This is a genomic window from Bifidobacterium sp. MSK.13.1 (assembly GCF_019131435.1).
Taxonomy (GTDB): domain Bacteria; phylum Actinomycetota; class Actinomycetes; order Actinomycetales; family Bifidobacteriaceae; genus Bifidobacterium; species Bifidobacterium pseudocatenulatum.
In genome coordinates this window covers 1-21,733 of sequence record NZ_JAHOMM010000008.1, presented here as the reverse complement: position 1 = coordinate 21,733, position 21,733 = coordinate 1, and the positions used below count along the sequence as shown (strand labels likewise).

Here is a 21,733-nt window from a genome sequence, read left to right as displayed (position 1 = left end):
ACACTTGAAATTATGAATTCTAACGCCAGCAGCGATATCCAGGGAATTGTGACCGATCTGCTCAACAGCAGGCCGTACTCCCATCGGCAGGATGCCGATTCATCCGTGGCTGCGGTGATTACCGCGCAAAGCGATCTACGTTTTTTCTCATCCACTTTTGCCGCGGTGCTCGCACAGCGTGTGCTTCCAGGCACTATTATCGTTGCGGATTGCACCAATCAGGTTGAGCAGCCTATGCAGATGACGTTTAGCGTTATCCCGTCGCCTGCCGGTGTGCTTACGGAAGTTCCCGAAAGCAAGACCATACGTGTCATTCTCGTAGGAGTGAAGGGTGCCTCTTCATTCATGAATGCCGTGGCTCGTGCAATGCAACAGATCGATCTTGACGACCGGGTCGGTGCTCTGTGGACATTGCATGACGATTCCAGGCCGGCCGATGAGTCATGCCTTGAGGTGTTGCTCGATGCTTGGAAAAACACGCCGACTGCGTCTTTGCTTGGCGCGAAACAGTTGGATTGGCAGGCGGAAAGCCTGCATAACGTCGGTTTGTATGCGGGGCACCACAATGTCACGTCTCTGGTGGTGGACGGTGAGCCGGATCAGGAACAGTATGATGGCCGGCAGGATGTGTTGGCTGTGTCGCTTTCCGGCGCGCTGGTTCCATTGGCCACCTTGCGTACTTGGAAGGGTGCCGATCCATGGTTCGGCACGTTCGCCGAATCCACGGACCTGTGCAGGCGCATCTGCCTGGGCGGTGGCCGTGTGGTGGTGGTCCCGCAGGCGCGAATCGCCCATAGGAGGGCAAGATTTGAAGGCGTGCGTTCCAAAAACGGCCAACCTGTTGAAGATGAGGAAGGCCGCGTCGATCCGTACCTTGCGGTACGCGAGGCGAATACGAAATACGCGTATACGGACGTGCATCGTTCTTGGTGGCCGCTGCTGTGGATCTGGTCGATACTGAAGGCGTTGGGACTGGCCGTGCTGTGCCTGACGCGCAAACAGCCATACCATGCCTGTTGCGAATTGGCCCTGCCTTGGCGTTCGTTGCTCCACTTGCCGGGCGCATGGAGGGCCCGTGCCCGATTGCGTGAGCAGAGTAGGGTCTCCTTGAAGGCATTGGCCGCATTGCAGACGACTCGTCAGCAGATCGGCCAATGGAACGATCGCAAGCGTGCGTTTCTTGACCAGCGTGGCACTGTGATCCTCAGCCCTCTTGCCAAGGCGCATCTGCGTAAAAGGCTCATGCGCAGGTGGGGGCTTGCCATCGCATCGGCGGTGATCGCCTTCGCATGGATCGTCTTCCTATATTGGAATGTGCTTCGGAGCGTATTCTCCGGCGCGTCGATATATTCTCAAACGTTGCTGCCGACCGATGCCAGTTTCAGCCAGTTGGTGCATGCCGCCACCACGTCGTGGGCGTATACCGCGGGAACGGGAATCAGCGCCCCGAGCGCGCCTTGGCTGCTGGTGCTCATGGTGGTTTCCGTATTCACGGCTGGCCATGTTGCGACCGCAGTCGCCGTGGTGTTCTTCTTGTCCGCTCCTTTGATGGTGCTGTCGTTCTGGGCTTTGGCTGGAATCTTTACTCGGTCCGACACGGTGCGTTGCGTGATCGCGTTGGCATGGTTCGCCATCGCATTGTCGATGAACGTGTACAGCGATGCCGACGTGACGATGATGACGGTCATGGTGTTTCTTCCTGCGGCCTTCGCGTTTTCTTTCCGAGCCGTAGGCATGTACCGTACGGAAGATCTGGTCAATCCGCAGGCTTCCGTGCAGGCCGCGGCGCTTGCGGCATTGTGCTTTATTCCCGTCGTCGCGGCCGAACCGCAATTGCTGCTGCCGCTGATGTTGTCGTTCCTTGTGTTCCTGATGCTTGTACGCTCCCATAGAACGACGCTGCTGCTGATTCCGCTGCCGGCCGCTTCCGTATGCGCGCCCACATTGGTCAACACGGTACGTTTCGCAGGAGCAGGTACGTGGCGTCAGATTTTTGGCAGTGTGATATTGCCGTCGTCTGCGCATGATGGGCATCCGATGATCGCAAATCTTTCGGATATTGTTTCCCGTGCGTTCGGCGTTGCCGTATCCGGCGAGATTTGGCAGTATGTGGCTGCTGCGATGTTGGCATTGATTGTGCTTCTTGCCGCGGTATCGCTGTTCCTGCCATTCGTGCTTCGCGTGTCGCGTATGATGTGGGTCGTGGCGATCGCGGGTCTTGCCACGTCGCTGCTTTCCGCCGCGGTTGTGGTTGCGGTCGATGCGGATGGCGCCGTGGCCGGTTCCGTGCTTCCCGGCGTTTCATTCACGATGATGGGACTGCTGTCTTGCGTGTGCATGGTCGCAGGCGGTGCGGTGCAACGTTTCGTCATGCTGTGGCAGAGGCCCACCGGCGATGTCGAAGTTGAGAGGAATGGCGCTTCTACTGGCATTATTGCCGGGCGTGCGGCACGAATCGTGCTGGTCATGCTGATTGCGGCGTCGGTTGTGGCGAGTGCCGGTTTTGATTATGTCGCCAGAGACCATAACACGGTTTCGACCAGTGATTCCGGTTTGCCGATTGTTGCTTCCGACTATCTTGCGCAGGATGAGGCGAGGCGTGTGCTCGCAGTACGCGCGGATAGTGCCGGTTCCATCAGCTACAATGTGATGCGCACCCGCCGAGGTGATTTGATCGACAGCTCTCCGGCACAGCGTGTCGAAGTGGCGTTCGGACGTTCCGATGATGCGAACAAGGCCATCGCCAAGGATTGCGCGCAGCTGTTGTCGAATGCTGATTCCGACGCCGTCGCCGATTTGAGCGAGTTGGGATTCGGAGGCATCTATGTGGTGCGCTCCGGCGAAGACAAGGCGCAAAAGGAGATAACCGATCAGTTGAGTTCCAATATCAGCGCTTCCGATGGCACGCAGAATGTCGTAAGCACTGATGCGGGAACATACTATCGTCTCACCATCCAAGATACGGCCAAGCAGCATATCGACCGCAAGGGATATCGACAGGCTGAATCGAGTGTGTGGCGTCAGGCATGGCTGTGGTGCATGGGTATTGTTCTCGCAGCGTATTGCTTGGTTGCGCTTCCGCGCATGAGGCGTCACGGTCAGGAGGAAGCATGAGCAAACATTCCCGTTCCAAAACGGTTTGGCGTGTAATTCTGGCCATAGTGTCGGTGTTGGTCATTGTCGCACTGGCGACCGTGGCCGTAATCTACCGCCCGACTTGGATTCATGCGGATTCGCCGGTAACGCAGCGTTCATCCGTATCCCGTACCGTCAGTCCGCGTCAGCTGGAAACATATTGTCCAGCACGAATGACGATAGCTGATACTGATGCGTATGGAGACAGCGAATATCAAGCGTCCAACGGCAATATCATGTCGTCGGCGCGTTATGCGTCCTTCGGTTCGGTGTTCCGCTCTTCCGTAGGGCTTCTCGGAGCTGATGAAGCCACTTCGTCATTGGTGTTGAACAAGGATGATGCCGGATCGGATGATGATATTTTCATGGCGTCCGGCACGGTCGATGACGGAGCCCAATTGCAGAATACCCGATTGCTGTCGGCTTCCGATGGAACGGGAGCGGCCTCTTCGGTGATGTCTTGGGCTACTGAGGGAGATTTGAAAGGCGTTTCCGCTGCTTCCTGCGTCGCTCCGGCTTTGAAGCAGTCGCTGATGGTGTCGGGCACCAAAACAGGCATGACCCAGCAGCTGGTCGTGGCCAATCCGTCGGCTAAGGCCACGTCGGTGAACATCAAGGTTTGGGGATCCGACAAGTCGGGTGCTTTGGCATTGTCTACCGGTTCGACGTTGACGGTTGGCGCGGGCAAGGAATCTGTGCTGAACCTTGCCGCAGCAGCTTCCGGGCAGGATGCTTTGTACGTTACCGTGTCCAGCGTGGACACGCCCGTTGCGGCCGTGGTGCGCACCATAGCCATGGATGGTCTGGTTGCAAAAGGATCGGATTATGCGGTTCCCAATACTGTTGCCGCAAAAACATTGGCGATTGACGGACTCACGGAAGGCGATGCCGTCAACCTGTATGTGTATCCGTCTCGGCAGGCCGACGTCACCGTATCTTGGACGGATGACCAAGGTCTGAAGAAAACCAATCAGCAGACGCTCGAATCGAATCGCGTTTCGGTCATCGACCTGGGTTCGGTTCCCAAGTCGGCGACCGGACTTACCATCAGCGCCAGCGAGCCGGTATCCGTCGCCGCGAAGATCACCAATGATGGCGATGATGACCAGGCTGATTTCGCCTTGGTCAACGCTTCAGTGCCGATGAGCGTTTCCGCCATGGCCGTGCCCGACCATGCCACGGCTCAAGTGGGCATCACCAACATATCGGGCGATGAGCGCACGGCAACATTGACGTCCTATAACAGTGTCGGAGATACTGTTGACCAGCGCGAGATTGCTCTCCAATCCGGCGCTTCGACAACGGTTGATCTGGCGGATATCAACGATGGAGACGTTGCCGCCGTAAGCTTTGCCGATCCGGACCAATCAATGGTGTGGAACATCCGTATCAGCCAAAAAGACGTATCGGATGCGAAACTGGCCGGAGTGTCGATTATCGGCGCAACGGATCTGAAGGAAGCCCGCGAGCAGGTGCTGGCCAACCAGAACATGACCGTCGTGCGTTGATCACATACCCCAATCGGGGTCGATCTCTTCGGGACGGCGTCCATACAGTTCCGCCAAGCGCAACACCACTTCGTCGCGGATGGCGAATTGCAGGTCCATACGGCTTCGCGCATGCGATTGCAAAGGCATACGGTACAGCACGACGCGCGGCGGAATGCCATGTTCCGCGGGGAAAGACTGCGAGCCCAAGTGCGCAGTGGCCTCCCAAGGTGCCGGGTCGGATGGCGGAACATCCTCGACCGCAAACTGTACCGGTGCCACCAGTTCGGGCCATGCATCGTTGAGCCTACGGATCTGAGCCACCAGCATGTCGTCGAACATACCGCTTCTTGTACGATAACGTGGAAGTCTGGTACCGAACATGGGAGTGCGGGTCCCACGACCATGACGGTTTCTATACACTGTTGATTCCCAAGGCAATTGATACATGGCTTCTACCATATCAGGGCCTTGCGCGAATCATGCGATAGCATATTGTTCATTGCATCGACACAGGAGGAAACGATCATGACGGATATTTCCGTGCCCTGTTGGAACGACGTGGATATCGAGGAATTGTGCAATGGAGTACGCCTTATCGCCTTCGATCTCGACAACACGTTGGCAAGGTCGAAAAAGCCAATGAAGGACGACATGGCCGAATGCTTCTCCGCATTGACATCGTTGATTGATGTCGCGGTGATCACCGGTGGCAAGTATGCATTGCTGAAAAGTCAGGTGGTGGAACGGTTGACAGGTCAAGCCAATCGGTCGCATCTGCATCTTATGCCGACCAGCGGCACCCGATATTACCGTTGGGGCGGATCGGATTGGGCGCCGGTCTTCGCCCATGACCTCAGCGCGGATGATCGTGCGAAAGCTTACGAATCGTTGGAACGCAATGCGCGCGAACAGGGTATATGGCTCACGCACGTTTGGGGTGAACGTATCGAGGATCGTGGCAGCCAGATCACATTCTCCGCATTAGGGCAGCTTGCGCCCATCGAAGCCAAGGAGGCGTGGGATCCAACCAACGAGAAGAAGAATCGTCTGGCACGAGCGGTTGCCGCCGATCTACCGCATTTGGAGGTACGGCCGGGCGGCGCCAGCAGCGTCGATATCTCCGAAAAAAACGTCGACAAGTCGTTCGCTGTTCGAGAATTGGCCGATATTCTCGGCATTACGGTGGCGCAGATTGTTTTTGTGGGAGACCGTATGGATCCGGATGGTAACGATTATCCCGCGGCAAAGGCAGGCACCAGGGCGGTGAAGGTTACCTGTCCGAACGATACCGTGAAATTGTGCGGTGGAATCATCGCCAGTCTATCGCGATAGAACCTGTTGGGAGGTTTCGCATGAACTCAATGGCGAGGGCATGCTCGATGGTGGTTAATCTGCTGTTTCCCCGGGGCTGCGCCGGGTGCGACAAACCGGATGAAGTGCTATGCGAAGCTTGCAGGGCATTGTTTTCCCAGCCGACCGCACAGTCGTTTGACGGTGTGGCGATGCAACGCTGGTTCGCATGCGGATGGTACCGTGGCACGGTCAGAAGGGCGGTTCTCGCGTGGAAGGATCACGGCGACGAGGAATGTGACCGTGCGTTCGCCGATGCGATATGCGCCCTTGCAAAAGCGTCTGGCGTTATTGACTTCGTTCGTGATAGGCATGGTTCATGCCATGATGTTGTTGTGGTTCCCGCGCCTTCGTCTCCCGCTTCAATACGTCGTCGCGGACGTAAACATATGATGCCGATCGCCAAACATCTGGCAGGTTTTCTACGGGAGGAAACAGGTTGCGAGGTGACGGTGCGTGACGCGTTGGAGAACAGGGGGGTCAAAGGGAAATCAGTGCAGACCAGCGGTGCGGCGCAACGGTCGCAACGTTTGAAGGGGCATGTTTCGGTGTGTCCTTCGGTTTCCTTGCGTAATACGATGGTGATTCTGGTGGATGATATTGTCACGACCGGTGCGACCATGCGCAGTTGCGTCGAAACGATGCGGAAGGAGGGTGCCACGGTCGTGACCGTGCTTGCTTTGGCTCACACTCCGGCGGGAACGCAGAAGGTTGGCCCAACGCAAGCATGGTCACGCACGCAAGTGCAGTGACGTGAGAAATCCTCTATTCGTCATCCGTAACATGGTATTTCGGCAGAATGATTTCAAAATCGGCTCCACGCGGGTCATCGACGACCCTCACCGAACCACCGTGCAACTGGGCGGCCCAACGTGCGATGGACAATCCCAAGCCGGTTCCGCCCGATTCGGTGCCCGGACCTGTTTTTCCTTTGACGAAACGGCGGAAAATGTCGGAACGCGCCTCTTGCGGAATCTGCGATCCGAAATTGACGACATTGGTGACGATGGTGCCGAAATCCTTGTTTTCGTGTGCTTCGATAAGCACCGTGGTATTGTCCGCGGAATGCTTGAGCGCGTTCGCGATGATATTGGTGAACAGTTGGCGCAGGCGGTCCTGATCGCCTGCCATCTCGATATCGTCGGGCACATGCATTTCGATGTCATGCGCATGCCCGGCATCGGCGATTTCCAAAGGTTCCACGGTTTCGTCAAGAAAATCGGCGAAATTGAACATTTCGATTTGCAGGCTTGCCGCGCCGGCTTCCATGCGGGAAAGATCAAGAAGGAACGCGATCAGATCGGACAGGCGGTGCGTCTGATTGAGGATGCTTTCCAGATTTGATGGCGTAGGATCGATCACGCCATCCGCCATGTTTTCGACCATGGCTTGAAGCGCTGATACGGGCGTGCGTAATTCGTGGCTTACGTTGGCTACCATGTCCCGGCGCATCTGGTCGGCATGCTGAAGCTCTTCCGCCATTTCGTTGAAGGTGAGGGCGAGCTGGCCGACTTCATCGCGACTATTGGAGTCGACATGGACGCGCACGGTGTAATCGCCTTCCGCCATCGCTTCGGCGGCGTCGCGCATTTGGCGCAGGGGAGAGGTGAGTCCTCTGGAGAAGAAATATGTGATTCCTAAAGCCACGGCGAGGGTAATGGGCATGGCGATCCATACGCTGAGCCCTACTTTGAGCAGGAACCACGCCATGATGAACGCAATGGCGGTGGAGATGGTGATCAGAACGCTCAATTCAATTTTGAGCGATGAGAACAAACCAATAGGACGTTCGGTTTCCAATGGATTCACCGAACGCCCTGGTTTTGTATCGGTAGTACGCATACCACCGAATTTTAGCGCATTAGTCTTGGACTTCTGGCGGTTCGAACGCGTAACCGACGCCATGCACGGTACGAATGGTCTTCGAACCGAGCTTATGGCGCAATGCCTTGACGTGCGAATCGACGGTGCGGGTGCCGGAAGCATCCACCCAATCCCACACTTCCTCGAGCAGTTTCTCGCGAGTGAGCACGGACTTCGGCTTGCGGGCAAGCGTGGCCAGCAAATCGAATTCCGTAGGGGTCAGGTGCACCTGCTTGCCATTGACGGTGACGATACGTTGCGCGGGATCGATGACCAAGGAGCCGAAATCGAGAAGCTTCTCGTTTTCGGAGTTTTTGGCGATGACCTTGGCACGATCTACACGGCGCAGCAACGCCTTGCAACGGGCGATGAGTTCGCGCATGGAGAACGGCTTGGTCATGTAGTCATCGGCTCCGGCACCGAGGCCGATGACCTTATCGGCCTCGTCGTCTCGTGCCGTCAGGATCAGCACTGGCACAGGGCGCTCCGCCACGATGCGTTTCGTGGCCTCAAGACCATCCATCACGGGCAACATGATGTCCATGATGACCAGATCCGGACGCAACGTAGTCGCGGCCTGAACCGCACTGGCGCCGTCGGATGCCACGCGCGCCGTCCAGCCTTCCGCTGTGATGCGCTGCGCGATGGCAGTGGCCAGTGTCGGCTCGTCTTCGACCACCAGAACGGTGCGTGGAGCCGTTGTGGGTTGTGCTGATGAGTTGAGCATAGCTTTCCGCCTTTCTCAGAGTTCCGGCTTCAAGAATACTGCGCCCAGTGCCGGAACGGTGATTTTCGCGGACCAATCACGTGAATGGTATTCGCCTTCGATCGCTTCGACCGTGCCATTGTGAATGCCGGAACCGCCGTAGATCTCATCATCCGTGGTCAGCACTTCGGTCCATTTGCCGCCCTTGGTGAGCGGTACCTGATAGTCGGTCCATGCCTCGCCGGAGAAGTTCACCACAACCACCATTTGCTCTCCGTCCTTGCCGATACGCACGAAGCTGAGCGTGTTGTGATCGGCGTCATCGCTGGTGAGCCACTGGAAGCCGGCCGGGTCGAAGTCTTGGCTCCAAAGTGCAGGGGAAGCCTTGTACAGCGTGTTCAAATCCGCGACAAGCTTTTGCACACCCTGGTGGTCCGGCCATTCAAGCGCGGCCCAATCCACGGAACCATCATGATCCCACTCGCCGTACTGGGCGATCTCATTGCCCATGAAGGTGAGGTTCTTGCCCGGGTGGGCCCACTGGTAGGCGAACAGCGCGCGGACACCGGCATACTTCTGCCAATCATTGCCCGGCATCTTGCCGAACATGGATCCCTTGCCGTACACAACCTCATCGTGGCTGATCGGCAGCACATAATGCTCCGAATAGGCGTACACCATGGAGAACGTGATCTCGTTGTGGTGCCACTTGCGGTTAATCGGCTCCTCATGCAGATACTGCAGGGTGTCGTGCATCCAACCCATGTTCCACTTGAGGCCGAATCCCAAACCACCGGCGTCGGTCGGCGCGGTGATGCCTGGGTAAGCCGTGGATTCCTCGGCGATCATCATGATGCCCGGATTGTTCTTGTATGCCGTGGCGTTGGCTTCCTTGAGGAAGTCGATGGCTTCGAGATTCTCGCGGCCGCCGTAGATGTTCGGATGCCACTGGCCGGCCTCACGGCTGTAGTCCAGGTACAGCATCGAGGAGACCGCGTCCACACGAAGCGCGTCGATATGGAACTCATCCAGCCAGAAGCAGGCGTTGGCCACCAGGAAGTTACGGACCTCGCGACGTCCGAAATTGAACACGTACGTGCCCCAATCCGGGTGCTCGCCACGAGTCGGATCCGGATCCTCATACAACGGCGTGCCGTCGAAGCGGCCCAGTGCGAACGCATCCTTCGGGAAGTGGGCCGGAACCCAATCCATGATCACACCGATGCCGGCCTCGTGCAATTTCTCAACAAGATACTTGAAATCGTCGGGGCCACCCAAACGCGAATCGATCGCGTAGTAGCCGGTCACCTGATAACCCCAGGATCCTGCGAACGGATGTTCCGCCAACGGCATGAACTCCACGTGCGTGAAGCCTTCCTTCTGCACGTAGGGAACCAGCTTGTCGGCAAGCTCACGGTAGTCGTTCACGTCCTTGCGCCAGCTGGAGGCGTTCACCTCATAGATGCTGACCGGTCCGTTATGCGGGTCGCTGGCCGCGCGTTCGGCCATCCAATCGGCATCATCCCATTCATGGGTGGATTCGACCACGATGGATCCGGTGCGCGGCGGAATCTCGTGGGAGCGCTCCATCGGATCGGCCTTCATGGTCCATTCGTTATTGGCGTTGAGGATTTCATACTTGTAGATTTCGCCGGCCTCAATGCCTGGGATGAACAGTTCCCAAATGCCGGAAGAACCAAGTTCGCGCATGGCGTGGGTACGTCCGTTCCAGCCATTGAAATCGCCGACCACACGCACGGCATGCGCGTTTGGCGCCCATACGGTGAACGCGGTGCCAACCACCTGCTCGCCATCTACGCCTTCAGAAGAACCCATCGGATCGTCATAGCGGAGCACATGTGCGCCAAGTGCCTCCCACAGGCGCTCGTGACGGCCTTCGCCGAATAGATACATGTCCATCTCGCCGATGGTCGGCAGATAACGATAGGGATCGTCAGACACCACAACGGAACCGTCTTCATACTCCGTGCGAATACGGTAATCTGGCACGCCGTACCCCTCTTCTGCTGCGGCGGCGGGAACGAGTGCCATGAAGACGCCATTGTATTCATGGATTGCGAGCGTTTGACCTTGTTCAGTGATAATCGTCACGGATTTTGCCAACGGACGCAAGACTCGGATCGTGACGACATCCGCATGCTTGCCGGAACCGAGGTGCCCGCCGAGCACCTCGTGAGGATTGTAGAACGTACCGTTGCTTACTGCATCCAGTGTGCCCTGGGGAACAGGAACAGCAACGACATCTTCATTGATCTTGGATTCTGTAGCCATGGCAAAAGTGTAAGCATGAAACGGAAGAAAAGTGGCCCGTGTCGCGCCTATTTTTCCGTTTTTCAAGTGTTTTTGGCCAAGTCCACCCCTGATGGCACAATAATTCGGGTTTTGTGTAAGCTTTTCACGGAGGATTCATGGGTTACAAGGTCGGCGACATGGTCGTCTATCCACGTCACGGCGCTGCGAAGGTGGAGGCCATCACCGAACGGACAGTCAAGGGAATCACCCGCGAATATCTGCAGCTGTCGGTGCTTTCGTCTGACGGTCTGGTCATCAACGTTCCTGTTGATAATGCCAAAAAGGTTGGTGTGCGAGATATCGTCGACGCCAACGAAGTGGCCAAGGTGTTCGAGATTCTGCGCACTCCGATCATTGAGAAGGAGATGAACTGGTCTCGTCGCTACAAGCTGAATGTCGAGAAGATCGCCACCGGCGATGTCAATAAAATTGCGGAAGTGGTGCGTGACCTTGCGCAGCGTGATGTTGACGAACATGGTCTGTCGGCTGGTGAGAAGCGCATGCTTACCAAGGCCCGTAGCATTCTGACTTCCGAGATTTCGCTGTCCGAACACCTTGATGAAGCCGAGGCCCAGCGTTTGCTGGACGTGAACCTTGGGTATGAGCCGGCCCAGCCCGGCGATGAGGAGCATCATACCGAGGCTCCCGAGGAGGCTGCCATGGATACGCTGGCCCGAGTTGAGGCCGAAAGCAAGAAGTCCAAGAAGAGGTAAGGCGTTTCATGCGTATCGGTCAGGGTTTTGACGCTCATCGATTCGCATCTCACGATGCAGGCAAGCCGTTATGGCTTGCCTGTTTGCGTTGGGAGGGCGATGGCATCGAGGGCGATTCGGATGGCGATGTCGCCGCTCATGCGTTGATTGACGCATTGCTTTCCGCGGCCGGTCTTGGTGATATCGGCACCTTGTTCGGTGTCGGCTCGCAGTCCGATGGCGCGGGCAAGCATGGCGCCGAAATGTTGCGGACCACGGTCGATTATCTGAACGAACGTGGTATGAAGCCAGTGAGTGCCAGCGTGGTCGTGATCGCCAATCGGCCGAAAATCGGAAAACACAGGGAAGAAGCCGAACGAGCGTTGTCTGAAGCCATAGGTTGTGAGGTGTCCATGACCGCCACCACAACGGATGGCATGGGATTCACTGGTTCGGGCGAAGGCGTCGCCGCGATTGCCGATGCTTTGGTGGAACCTGTTGATCCATCGACTCGTCAGGCAGTCTGATTTCGCCCGCTGACGGCTTTCCGATACTTCTTTCTGCTACTTTCTTTTGAAGGATTCAATAGCCTTCGCAACCGCCCAAAACAACGTCGAAATTGTCACGATGATGAAGCTCGGGGGAGCGGGGAACATGGCGGAAATCACGAGCCCTCCCCAAATCGAAATCAGGCAGATCACCGTGGCGACGACCATCGCCTTGAATGGTGAGCGGGCGATGATGTTGGCGGTGGCGGCGGGGGTGATCACCAACGCGAAGATCAGCAATGTGCCGACTGCGGGAACGGCAATGGTAATGACGCCGGCCATAATTGTCATAAAGCAAATGTTCATGAAACCGACGGGCACGCCTTTTGCCTGTGCCACCTGCTCGTCAAGCGAACTGAACAATAGCGGGCGGTAGATCACTGCCAGAACAGCCAAAAGCAGCACGTCGAAAATCGCGAAACCAATGATCTGACCGTCGGTGATCGTCAGAATCGAGCCGAACAGAATCGACTGCATCTGCTGCGAAGCCGAGCTTGACATGCGTGCGAAAAAGAGACCAAGGCCGGTGGCGAAAGCGAGTACGGTTCCAGTGGCGATCTCACGCTGTGAAGCCTTCTTGCCAAGCGCGCCGATCACCAGTGCTCCGCCGAGAGCGAACACGCCAAGACCTGCGGAAACAGGCAGGCCGAGCAATACGGCTCCGGTGGCACCTGGCAGTCCGATATGTGCCAAGGCGTGGGCTGCGAATGTGGAATGTCTGGCGATGGTGAAATAACCCATCACGCCGGCTGCCAATGCGATGCACAGGCCGGCGAGAAACGCGTTCGTCATGAATGGGGCGTTGAGCGTGGAAACCCAATCCGGGTCGAAAGCGAATACGGTACCGTCCATGCTCAGTCCTCCTGCGTGGTGTGGCTGTGATGGTGAAATTGCGCGATTTCTTCTGGAGCATGCGCATCGATGCTCATGTTTTCAGACTCGTCCTCGCTTGGCGTCACGAACATATCTCCTTGCGGAGTGGTGACCACCTGTACGGTCGTGCCATATAAATGCGTGAGTAGATGGGAATCCAGCACCTCGTTCATGCCTGCATAGTGTGGATGTCCGTCAAGCAGATAGACGGCTCCAGTGAGGATGGGCAGAAGCATATTAAGGTCGTGCGCCACCACTTGGATGGTCATGCCGAGTTCGCGGTTGAGTTTGGCGAGTACGTGCACAGTGGCGCGTTGACTCGCCAGATCAAGGTTGGCGAGAGGCTCGTCCAGCATCAGCAGTTTCGGGTCATCCACGAGCGCCTGCGCGATGGCGACCCTTTGGCGCAGTCCGCCCGAAAGTTCGGATAGGCGATAATTCGCTTTGTCTTGTAACTCGACGAAGTCCATGGCCTTGCGGGCTTTCTCGCGAAGTGTTTTGGTGACGGGATGAATGCCGAATCGAGTTCCCGTCAAGCCGAGAAGCACCGACTGTTCCGCGGTGATGTTCGATTCGATGTCGGATGCGTAGCTTTGCGGCACGTAGCCGATGCGCCGGTTTGCGGAGCCTGCAGGCTGTCCGAGTACCTTGATGCTGCCGTGCGCGGTTGGAATCAATCCCAGCTCGGCCTTCATCATGGTGGTTTTGCCCGCGCCGTTGGTACCGACGATTGCGGTTACCGAGCCTTGCGGAATGCTGAACGTGCCGTGTTGCCAGATGACGTGACCGCCTCGTTTGACGCAGGCGTCGTCGAATTCAATGCAGGCAGGTGTCTCGTCGTGCATGGCTTCTCCTTGATTTGAATGCACGTACATACTCGCAAATAGTGTTGACAATCATTCTCAATAAGGATTGTCGTTGAAACCGTCGTAACGATCAGACGAGAGGCTTTGCGTAAAAAGCAAAACGTCAGGCAAACAAAAAAGACCATCCCGCATTCAGTTGGACGCAGGATGGTCTTGGCAAAAGCGATTACCGATCGATTGTTCGGCAATCGCTTTTGCCGAACAATCATTTCACCGGATTTGGTTGCGGCGCATCGTTCGATCCGTTCGTTGTCTGATCGTTGTCTTGCGTCGAGGAATCTGCGGTTGATTCCAAGGAATCCGCGTTTTCCGACGTGCTGTCGGAACTTGTTGCATCCTGATCGTCAGCATCGAATTGTTCATCGAACATATCGGTCAACGACAGGATAAGAGCGCGGATCCACGATGTCAGGCTGGTGTAATCGGAGGGCATCTGTTCGCTGACATCAAGCACGGGAACGTCGGATTTGTAAGCAATGCCGGTCAGCGTGTTCGTGGCGTCGCTTGTGGATTGTGTGTCGTTGATCAGCACCTCGACTTTATGCTTTTCCAGCAATTCCTGAAATTCCTGAAGATCGGTGGGGGTTGGCTCGGAATTCGTGCTGGACGATTGCAGATACCCCTCCGGCGTGTTGTCGGTGAACCCCATGTCGCTGAGCAGATAGTAGGCCACCGGTTCGGTGGCGGCGTAGGAGACGTTCTTATGCGAGTCGCTGAACGCCTTCATGTCCTTTTCTATTTTCTTCTCCCGCCTGTTCCACGCGGTGAGTTTGTTGTTGAAATATTTCTTTTGCGCGGGCATGATGCGGCTATATGTGTCGGCCAATTCCTTGGCCATGGCGTTTCGGGCGTCACTGGAGAACCATAAATGCGGATTGTCTCCCTCGACGGCGCCCACCATTTGTGCTGCGGAAACGGAAACCATGGTCTTACTGAGGTTCTTGGTGGCCCAAGTGTCATAGCCGGCACCATTGGACACTACGACCTGTGCCTGCTGAAGTTTGTCGATATCGTCGGTTTTCGGCTCGAAATCATGCGCATTGACATCGGTTGAAGAGAGAACCGACGTGACCTTCACATGGACGCCACCGATCTGCTCGGCAAGAGAACCCCATTGATTGACCGAGGCGACCACTTCGATTGGAGTGATCTGTTCGGTTGGGGTTTCGGAGTCGGCGGAGGCGTCATTCTCCTGCGAAGTTGACCCTCCGGAACATGCTGCCGTGCCGAACGCCACGCAAAGCGCGATTCCCGCAGCGAAAGCGCGTAACAAAGAACGTTTGTGCAAGCGCATGTCGATTGCCCTCTTCCTGAACCGCCCTAATCGTGTTCATCTCATAAATACGTGTGCGACTTACGACTGAAACCAAGATAGCCTACGATACATGCAAATGCCAATACAACAATGAGACAACGAAAAGGGGAGTGGCCGGCATGGCGGTGAAAATCGATGGAAAGATGGTGTCCGCGCAGATCAAAGCGAATCTCGCCGAGCGAGTCGCAGCGCTGAAAGAGCAGGGGGTTAACCCCGGTCTTGGAACTATCCTGGTTGGTTCCGATGCCGGATCCGTCAAATATGTTGCCGGAAAGCATGCCGATTGCGCTGAAATCGGTGTGAACTCCATTAAGAAGGAGTTGCCTGCCGACGCAACATTCGAACAAATCGCCGAAGTCGTACAGGAGCTTAACGCCGATCCTGCCTGCACCGGCTACATCGTGCAGTTGCCGTTGCCGAAGGGCATCGACGAGAACGCCATCATCGATCTGATCGACCCCAAGAAAGACGCCGATGGTATGCACCCATATAATCTTGGCGAACTCGTGTTGCATGCGCGCGGCGAGATCACTACTCCGCTGCCATGCACTCCGCGAGGCGTGATCGAACTGCTCAAAGCCTACGACATTGACCTGGACGGCAAAGAGGTCTGCGTGCTCGGCCGAGGCATCACCATCGGCCGCACTATTGGTCTCATGCTGACTCGCAAGGCGGTGAATGCCACGGTCACGCTGTGCCATACCGGCACCAAGGACGTGCGCAAGCATATGCGTGAGGCCGATATCATCGTTGCGGCCATGGGCTCCGCCGGTTTCGTCAAGCCGGAAGATATCAAGGAAGGCGCGGTGTTGGTCGATGTCGGTGTTTCTCGCGTGTTCGACGAGGAGGTCGGCCGTTATCGCGTGAAGGGCGATGTCGATAAAGCCTGTTATGAGAAGGCCTTGGCATACACGCCGAATCCAGGCGGTGTAGGCCCTATGACCCGCGCCATGCTGCTGGAAAACGTGGTCGAGATGGCCGAGCGTCAGCTGTAATTGCGCTCTGTGTGTGAAAATATGAAGTAATTTCGGGCGTGTCGCGGGTTGCGGCACGCCTTTTTTGTGCATGGTCCCATGTAAACTTACGCCTTGCGTGTGTTATATCGCACGCACATAATTGAAGACCGATTTTATCCACCCACTATTTGTAAGAAACCAAATTAATGGCAGAGAACAATAACGAAGTCGCCAAGGTCGCCATCAACGACATCGGCACCGAAGAGGACTTCATCAAGGCAGTCGATTCCACCATCAAGAACTTCGATGATGGTGATCTGGTCGAAGGTACCGTCGTCAAGGTCGATCACGACGAGGTCCTGCTCGACATCGGCTACAAGACTGAGGGTGTCATCCCCTCCCGTGAGCTTTCCATCAAGAAGGACGTTGATCCGGACGAAGTCGTCGAGGTCGGCGACACCATTGAGGCCCTTGTCGTCACTAAGGAAGACAAGGAAGGCCGTCTGATTCTGTCCAAGAAGCGTGCACAGTACGAGCGCGCTTGGGGAGACATCGAGAAGATTAAGGAAGCCGATGGCGTTGTCGAAGGCACCGTCATCGAAGCTGTCAAGGGTGGCCTCATCGTCGACATCGGTCTGCGCGGCTTCCTGCCGGCATCCTTGGTCGAAATGCGTCGCGTCCGCGACCTGTCCCCGTACATTGGCCAGACCATCAAGGCCAAGATCCTCGAGCTCGACAAGAACCGCAACAATGTGGTGCTCTCCCGTCGTCAGTACCTCGAAGAGACCCAGTCCGAAGTGCGCGAAACCTTCCTGTCCCAGCTCAAGAAGGGCCAGATTCGCGAAGGCGTCGTGTCCTCCATCGTCAACTTCGGTGCATTCGTTGATCTGGGCGGCGTTGACGGCCTGATCCACGTTTCCGAGCTGTCTTGGAAGCACATCGACCACCCGTCCGAGGTTGTCAAGGTCGGCGACAAGGTTACCGTCGAGGTGCTCGACGTTGACCTCGATCGTGAGCGCATCTCCCTGTCCCTCAAGGCTACCCAGGAAGATCCGTGGCAGCGCTTCGCTCGCACCCACGTTCCTGGCCAGATCGTCAAGGGCAAGGTCACCAAGATCGTCCAGTTCGGTGTCTTCATCTCCGTCGAAGACGGCATCGAAGGCCTCGTGCACATCTCCGAGCTGGCCAACCGCCACGTGGAGAACCCGGAGACCGTCGTCAAGCCGGGCGAAGAAGTCTTCGTCAAGGTGATTGACGTTGATCTCGATCGTCGCCGCATCTCCCTGTCCCTCAAGCAGGCCAACGACTCCGTCGATCCGGCTTCCGAGGACTTCGATCCGGCTCTGTACGGCATGCCGGCAGAGTACGACGAGCAGGGCAACTACAAGTATCCGGAAGGCTTCGACCCGGCAACCAACGAGTGGATCGCTGGTTACGAGAAGCAGCGTGAGGAGTGGGAGTCCCAGTACGCCACCGCTCACGATCTGTGGGAGCAGCATAAGGAATTTGTGGCCAAGGAGCTCGAGAACGCTGAAGCTTCCGCCGCTGAAGATGGCCAGGCTCCGAAGGAAGAGAAGGTCGAAGAGGTGTCTTCCAACTACTCCTCCGAGAACACTTCCGCCGGCACCCTCGCCGACTCCGACCAGCTCGCCGCTCTGCGCGACCAGCTGCTCGGCAAGTGATTGTATCCTGAGCTAGGATCCAATCCAGCTCAGGCTAGATTTTAGAAAAGACCCCGTTCCTGATTCAGGTTCGGGGTCTTTTCGTATGTGCATGGCAAGCGCGCATGCGAAGCGCATTACAATGGCGGTTGTGGTGATTCGAATAGGATTGACCGGCGGCATAGCGGCTGGCAAAAGCACGGTATCCGCAAGACTGCGTGAGCTTGGTGCAGTACTTGTCGATTATGATCTGCTTGCGCGTCAAGTGGTGGAACCAGGCAGCATCGGCCTTCAGCGTATAGTGGAATGTTTCGGCTCCGATGCTTTGACCGATCGAGGCGAGCTCAATCGAGCGTGGATGGCAGAGCATGTGTTTTCCGGCGCTGATGCGGAACGAAAACGCAAGATGCTGGACGGAATCGAGCATCCACTGATTTATGAACTTGCAGTGCAACTCGAACATGAGGCTGTTGAAGTTGATTGCCAAGCAGTAGTGGTGCATGACATACCGTTACTCGCCGAAGTAATTGACAGCATTCCTTTTGAATTCGACCATATCGTAACTGTTGAAGCGCCTGAACAGGTGAGGGTCAGCAGAATGATGTCAACGCGAGGCATGAGCGAAAGCCAGGCATGGAATCGTGTGAACCATCAATCCAGCGTGGAACAGCGTCTTGCCATTGCCGATGAGATCATCGATTCCACACAGTCATTGGAACAAATGTTCGAGCATATTGATATGCTAATGCAACAATGGCGCACGGAAGCGAGGTAGGTATGGGATTCAATATTGAACGCACGAACAAGCCGTTTGTGGTCAAATCGCCATATAAGCCGAGCGGCGACCAGCCTAAAGCGATTGAAGAGCTTGCGGAACGCATTGAAAACGGTGAGAACGATGTGGTGCTCATGGGCGCCACCGGAACTGGCAAAACCGCCACCACGGCATGGCTTATTGAACGTCTGCAACGTCCGACGTTGATCATCGAACCGAATAAAACGTTGGCAGCGCAGCTGTGCGCCGAGTTCCGTGAACTCATGCCAGACAATGCGGTGAGCTATTTCGTTTCGTACTACGACTACTACCAGCCGGAAGCCTATATTCCGCAAACAGATACGTATATCGAAAAGGATTCCAACATCAATGACGACGTGGAACGGCTTCGCCATGCGGCCACGGCGAACCTGCTGACGCGTCGTGATTGCGTGGTCGTGGCAACGGTTTCCTGTATTTACGGCCTTGGTACGCCGGAAGAATATGCCGGGCGTATGCTGTTTCTCGAGGAAGGCCAGCAGATCGACCGTGATGACTTGCTGCGTACTTTCGTCGCCATGCAGTACAAGCGCAACGATATCGCCTTCACCAGAGGTACTTTCCGTGTGCGCGGCGATACCGTCGAAATCATTCCCGTATATGAGGAACTGGCCATCCGTATTGAATTCTTCGGTGATGAAATCGACCGTATTTCAACCCTGCATCCACTTACCGGAGATGTGATCGGGCGTCAATCGCAAGTCCATATTTTCCCCGCATCGCACTATGTGGCAGGGCCGCAACGTATGGAGCGAGCGTTGTCTACCATTCAGCAGGAACTTGATCAACGTACCGCCGAATTGCGCAAACAAGGCAAGGAACTTGAGGCGCAGCGTCTTACCATGCGTACCACATACGATTTGGAGATGCTTTCCCAGGTCGGCGTATGTTCCGGAGTGGAAAACTACTCAAGACATTTCGATGGCCGTGAGCCGGGCACGCCGCCGCATACGTTATTGGATTTCTTCCCTGACGATTTCCTACTCGTCATTGACGAATCGCATGTTACCGTGCCGCAGATCGGCGCCATGTACGAAGGCGATGCCAGTCGCAAACGCACGTTGGTCGAACATGGCTTCCGTCTGCCTTCGGCGATGGACAACCGACCGCTCAAATGGCCGGAATTCCTTGAGCGCGTCGGCCAGACGGTCTACCTTTCCGCCACTCCTGGCGATTATGAGCTTGGCTTGAGTGACGGTGTGGTCGAACAGATTATTCGACCGACAGGATTGGTCGATCCGCAAATCGATGTGCGCCCGGTTGACGGGCAGATCGATGATCTGCTTGCGGAGATCAAGGACCGTGTGAATAGAAACGAGCGTGCGCTCGTCACCACGCTCACTAAGAAGATGGCTGAGGATCTGACGGATTATCTTCTGGAGCGTGGCATCAAAGTCGAATACCTGCACTCCGATGTGGACACCCTGCGACGTGTCGAATTGCTGCGCGAACTGCGCGAAGGCAAGATCGATGTCATCGTCGGCATCAACCTATTGCGTGAGGGTCTTGATTTGCCGGAAGTATCGTTGGTTGCGATCCTTGACGCGGACAAGGAAGGTTTCCTGCGTTCCTATCGTTCCCTCATCCAGACGATTGGTCGTGCCGCGAGAAATGTGTCCGGAACCGTCATCATGTATGCCGATGACATTACCGATGCCATGCATAAAGCCATTGATGAAACCAATCGTCGCCGCGACATCCAAATCGCATATAACAAAGAGCATGGCATCGATCCGAAGCCGTTAATCAAGAAAATCAGCGACGTCAACGACATGCTCGCCAAGGAAGATGTCGATACGCAGACGTTGCTCGGTACCGGCTACCGTAATGAAGGCAAAGCCGGCAACTCGCATCTTGGCGTGCCTGCTACCAGCAAGGAGGAATCTGACAGACGGCATGAGGAGATTCTCAAGGCCGGATTGCCCGCGCAGGATCTAGCTGATCTCATTCGACAACTGTCCGAGCAGATGCATGCCGCCGCCGAACAACTGCAATTCGAGCTTGCGGCTCGTTTGCGTGACGAGATCCGTGACCTGAAAAAGGAACTTCGGCAGATGACGGAGGCGAGCAAATAGTTCTCGACCGGTCATACGGCATCCGTACCATAGTGGATTATGGCTGAAACACCACTTGTTTTTGAAATCGCCACGTTCGCGGTGCTTGCCGTCTTCTTCGTGGTTGACTTGTTTATCATCGGACGTAAGCCCCATGTGCCCTCCACCAAGGAATGCGTGCAGCATATCGCGTTCTTTGTAGTCATGGCGTTGATCTTCGGCGGGCTTATGTGGTTCTTCGCGGGATCGAAGCCGGCCATCGAATTTTATTCGGGCTGGCTTACGGAATATTCGCTGAGTATTGACAATCTATTCGTCTTCGTCATCATTATGTCGAATTTTGCGGTGCCAAAACAGCTGCAGAAATTCGTGCTGTCCATCGGCATCACGATCGCATTGGTGTTGCGCGGCGTGTTCATCCTCATCGGCGCGGCCATTATCTCCCGCTTCACCTGGGTGTTCTTCCTGTTCGGCGCATTTCTTATCGTCACCGCCATCAAGTTGGTCACTGGGGGAGACGAAGATGAGGAATATCATGAGAATGGCTTGATTCGTGCATTGCGCAAGGTGATCAAGATCACCGATGAGTATGACGGAGAAAAGTTGCGTACCGTCAAAAACGGTGCCAAGTATTGGACTCCGATGCTGATCGTCTTTCTGACCATCGGCACCACCGATGTGATGTTTGCCTTTGACTCCATTCCTGCGATTTTCGGTTTGACGAAGGATCCGTTCATTGTGTTCACGTCCAATGTGTTCGCATTGCTCGGCTTGCAGCAGCTGTACTTCCTGCTTGGCGAGCTGCTCGACAAGCTGGTGTATCTGCCTCTTGGACTTTCCGTGGTGCTGGGCTTCATTGGAGTCAAGCTCATTATGGAGGCATTGCACGGCAATTCGTTGCCGTTCATCAACGGCGGTCAACCGATCGCTTGGGTGCCTGAAGTGCCTACATGGCTGTCTTTGGCGGTGATCGTTGTGGCGATTGGTGGTGCCGCATTGGCCAGCGTACTGAAGATGCGTGCCATCGAAGCAAAGGAAAAGTGACGATTTGAGAAACCGCATGGAAACATGCGGTTTCTTTTTATCAAAAAAATGTG

General features: G+C 55.9%; 18 protein-coding genes. 11 read left to right on the top strand and 7 right to left on the bottom strand.

The window, feature by feature from the left end; all coding sequences use genetic code 11:
- Positions 1–12: 12 nt before the first annotated feature.
- Both KSY55_RS07700 and KSY55_RS07695 read left to right on the top strand, forming a co-directional pair.
- Positions 13–3,114 (top strand): glycosyltransferase family 2 protein, encoded by a 3,102-nt coding sequence (locus KSY55_RS07700; protein WP_004221558.1) that lies wholly within the window; start codon positions 13–15, stop codon positions 3,112–3,114.
- Complete coding sequence (locus tag KSY55_RS07695; protein WP_022245545.1) at positions 3,111–4,643, top strand: DUF5719 family protein; 1,533 nt, start codon at positions 3,111–3,113, stop codon at positions 4,641–4,643. Before KSY55_RS07700 ends, KSY55_RS07695 begins: the two co-directional genes overlap by 4 nt.
- Here the strand turns inward: KSY55_RS07695 and KSY55_RS07690 are convergent, their stop codons facing one another.
- Positions 4,644–5,072 carry a metallopeptidase family protein gene (locus KSY55_RS07690; protein WP_072043551.1) on the bottom strand — a complete coding sequence of 143 codons (429 nt, stop codon included), beginning with the start codon at positions 5,070–5,072 and terminating at the stop codon, positions 4,644–4,646.
- Positions 5,073–5,150: 78 nt separating this feature from the next.
- On the opposite strand from KSY55_RS07690, the gene KSY55_RS07685 reads away from it, so the two are divergent.
- Together KSY55_RS07685 and KSY55_RS07680 are read left to right on the top strand one after the other, a co-directional pair.
- A complete protein-coding gene (locus KSY55_RS07685; protein WP_022245547.1) occupies positions 5,151–5,957 on the top strand; it encodes an HAD-IIB family hydrolase in 807 nt (268 codons plus the stop codon).
- Positions 5,958–6,004: 47 nt separating this feature from the next.
- Entirely contained in the window at positions 6,005–6,727 is a 723-nt protein-coding gene (locus tag KSY55_RS07680; protein WP_226555586.1) for a ComF family protein, read from the top strand.
- 13 nt (positions 6,728–6,740) lie between these two features.
- Here KSY55_RS07680 and KSY55_RS07675 read toward each other — a convergent pair whose 3' ends face one another.
- From KSY55_RS07675 to glgB, 3 genes are read right to left on the bottom strand one after another with little or no spacing between them, the layout of a single operon-like run.
- A complete protein-coding gene (locus tag KSY55_RS07675) occupies positions 6,741–7,817 on the bottom strand; it encodes a cell wall metabolism sensor histidine kinase WalK (RefSeq protein ID WP_033524001.1) in 1,077 nt (358 codons plus the stop codon).
- 19 nt (positions 7,818–7,836) lie between these two features.
- Positions 7,837–8,565 (bottom strand): response regulator transcription factor, encoded by a 729-nt coding sequence (locus KSY55_RS07670; RefSeq protein ID WP_004221573.1) that lies wholly within the window; start codon positions 8,563–8,565, stop codon positions 7,837–7,839.
- Between the two features lie 15 nt (positions 8,566–8,580).
- Positions 8,581–10,836 (bottom strand): 1,4-alpha-glucan branching protein GlgB, encoded by a 2,256-nt coding sequence (gene glgB / locus KSY55_RS07665; RefSeq protein ID WP_004221574.1) that lies wholly within the window; start codon positions 10,834–10,836, stop codon positions 8,581–8,583.
- A 137-nt stretch (positions 10,837–10,973) separates the two neighbouring features.
- On the opposite strand from glgB, the gene KSY55_RS07660 reads away from it, so the two are divergent.
- Positions 10,974–11,570 (top strand): CarD family transcriptional regulator, encoded by a 597-nt coding sequence (locus KSY55_RS07660; RefSeq protein ID WP_004221576.1) that lies wholly within the window; start codon positions 10,974–10,976, stop codon positions 11,568–11,570.
- A gap of 8 nt (positions 11,571–11,578) precedes the next feature.
- Positions 11,579–12,076: a 2-C-methyl-D-erythritol 2,4-cyclodiphosphate synthase gene (gene ispF / locus KSY55_RS07655; RefSeq protein ID WP_004221578.1), complete on the top strand. Its 498-nt coding sequence runs from the start codon at positions 11,579–11,581 to the stop codon at positions 12,074–12,076.
- A 36-nt stretch (positions 12,077–12,112) separates the two neighbouring features.
- On the opposite strand, the gene KSY55_RS07650 is transcribed toward ispF, so the two are convergent.
- From KSY55_RS07650 to KSY55_RS07640, 3 genes are all read right to left on the bottom strand, one after another.
- Positions 12,113–12,949, bottom strand: coding sequence for a metal ABC transporter permease (locus KSY55_RS07650; RefSeq protein ID WP_022245552.1), 837 nt, complete (start codon positions 12,947–12,949; stop codon positions 12,113–12,115).
- A 2-nt stretch (positions 12,950–12,951) separates the two neighbouring features.
- Positions 12,952–13,815: an ABC transporter ATP-binding protein gene (locus KSY55_RS07645; protein WP_022245553.1), complete on the bottom strand. Its 864-nt coding sequence runs from the start codon at positions 13,813–13,815 to the stop codon at positions 12,952–12,954.
- A gap of 226 nt (positions 13,816–14,041) precedes the next feature.
- Positions 14,042–15,130: a metal ABC transporter solute-binding protein, Zn/Mn family gene (locus KSY55_RS07640; protein WP_126016182.1), complete on the bottom strand. Its 1,089-nt coding sequence runs from the start codon at positions 15,128–15,130 to the stop codon at positions 14,042–14,044.
- A gap of 140 nt (positions 15,131–15,270) precedes the next feature.
- Here KSY55_RS07640 and KSY55_RS07635 point away from each other — a divergent pair, with 140 nt between their 5' ends.
- From KSY55_RS07635 to KSY55_RS07615, 5 genes are all read left to right on the top strand, one after another.
- Positions 15,271–16,146, top strand: a complete 876-nt coding sequence (locus tag KSY55_RS07635; protein WP_034880807.1) for a bifunctional methylenetetrahydrofolate dehydrogenase/methenyltetrahydrofolate cyclohydrolase — start codon at positions 15,271–15,273, stop codon at positions 16,144–16,146.
- A gap of 167 nt (positions 16,147–16,313) precedes the next feature.
- Positions 16,314–17,789: a 30S ribosomal protein S1 gene (gene rpsA, locus KSY55_RS07630; RefSeq protein WP_004221589.1), complete on the top strand. Its 1,476-nt coding sequence runs from the start codon at positions 16,314–16,316 to the stop codon at positions 17,787–17,789.
- Between the two features lie 121 nt (positions 17,790–17,910).
- The gene (coaE, locus tag KSY55_RS07625; protein ID WP_226563043.1) at positions 17,911–18,543 is read left to right on the top strand and encodes a dephospho-CoA kinase; all 633 of its coding nucleotides are present in this window, start codon (positions 17,911–17,913) and stop codon (positions 18,541–18,543) included.
- 2 nt (positions 18,544–18,545) lie between these two features.
- The gene (gene uvrB, locus KSY55_RS07620) at positions 18,546–20,657 is read left to right on the top strand and encodes an excinuclease ABC subunit UvrB (protein ID WP_034880628.1); all 2,112 of its coding nucleotides are present in this window, start codon (positions 18,546–18,548) and stop codon (positions 20,655–20,657) included.
- A gap of 39 nt (positions 20,658–20,696) precedes the next feature.
- Entirely contained in the window at positions 20,697–21,680 is a 984-nt protein-coding gene (locus KSY55_RS07615; RefSeq protein ID WP_003835220.1) for a TerC family protein, read from the top strand.
- Positions 21,681–21,733: the final 53 nt, after the last annotated feature.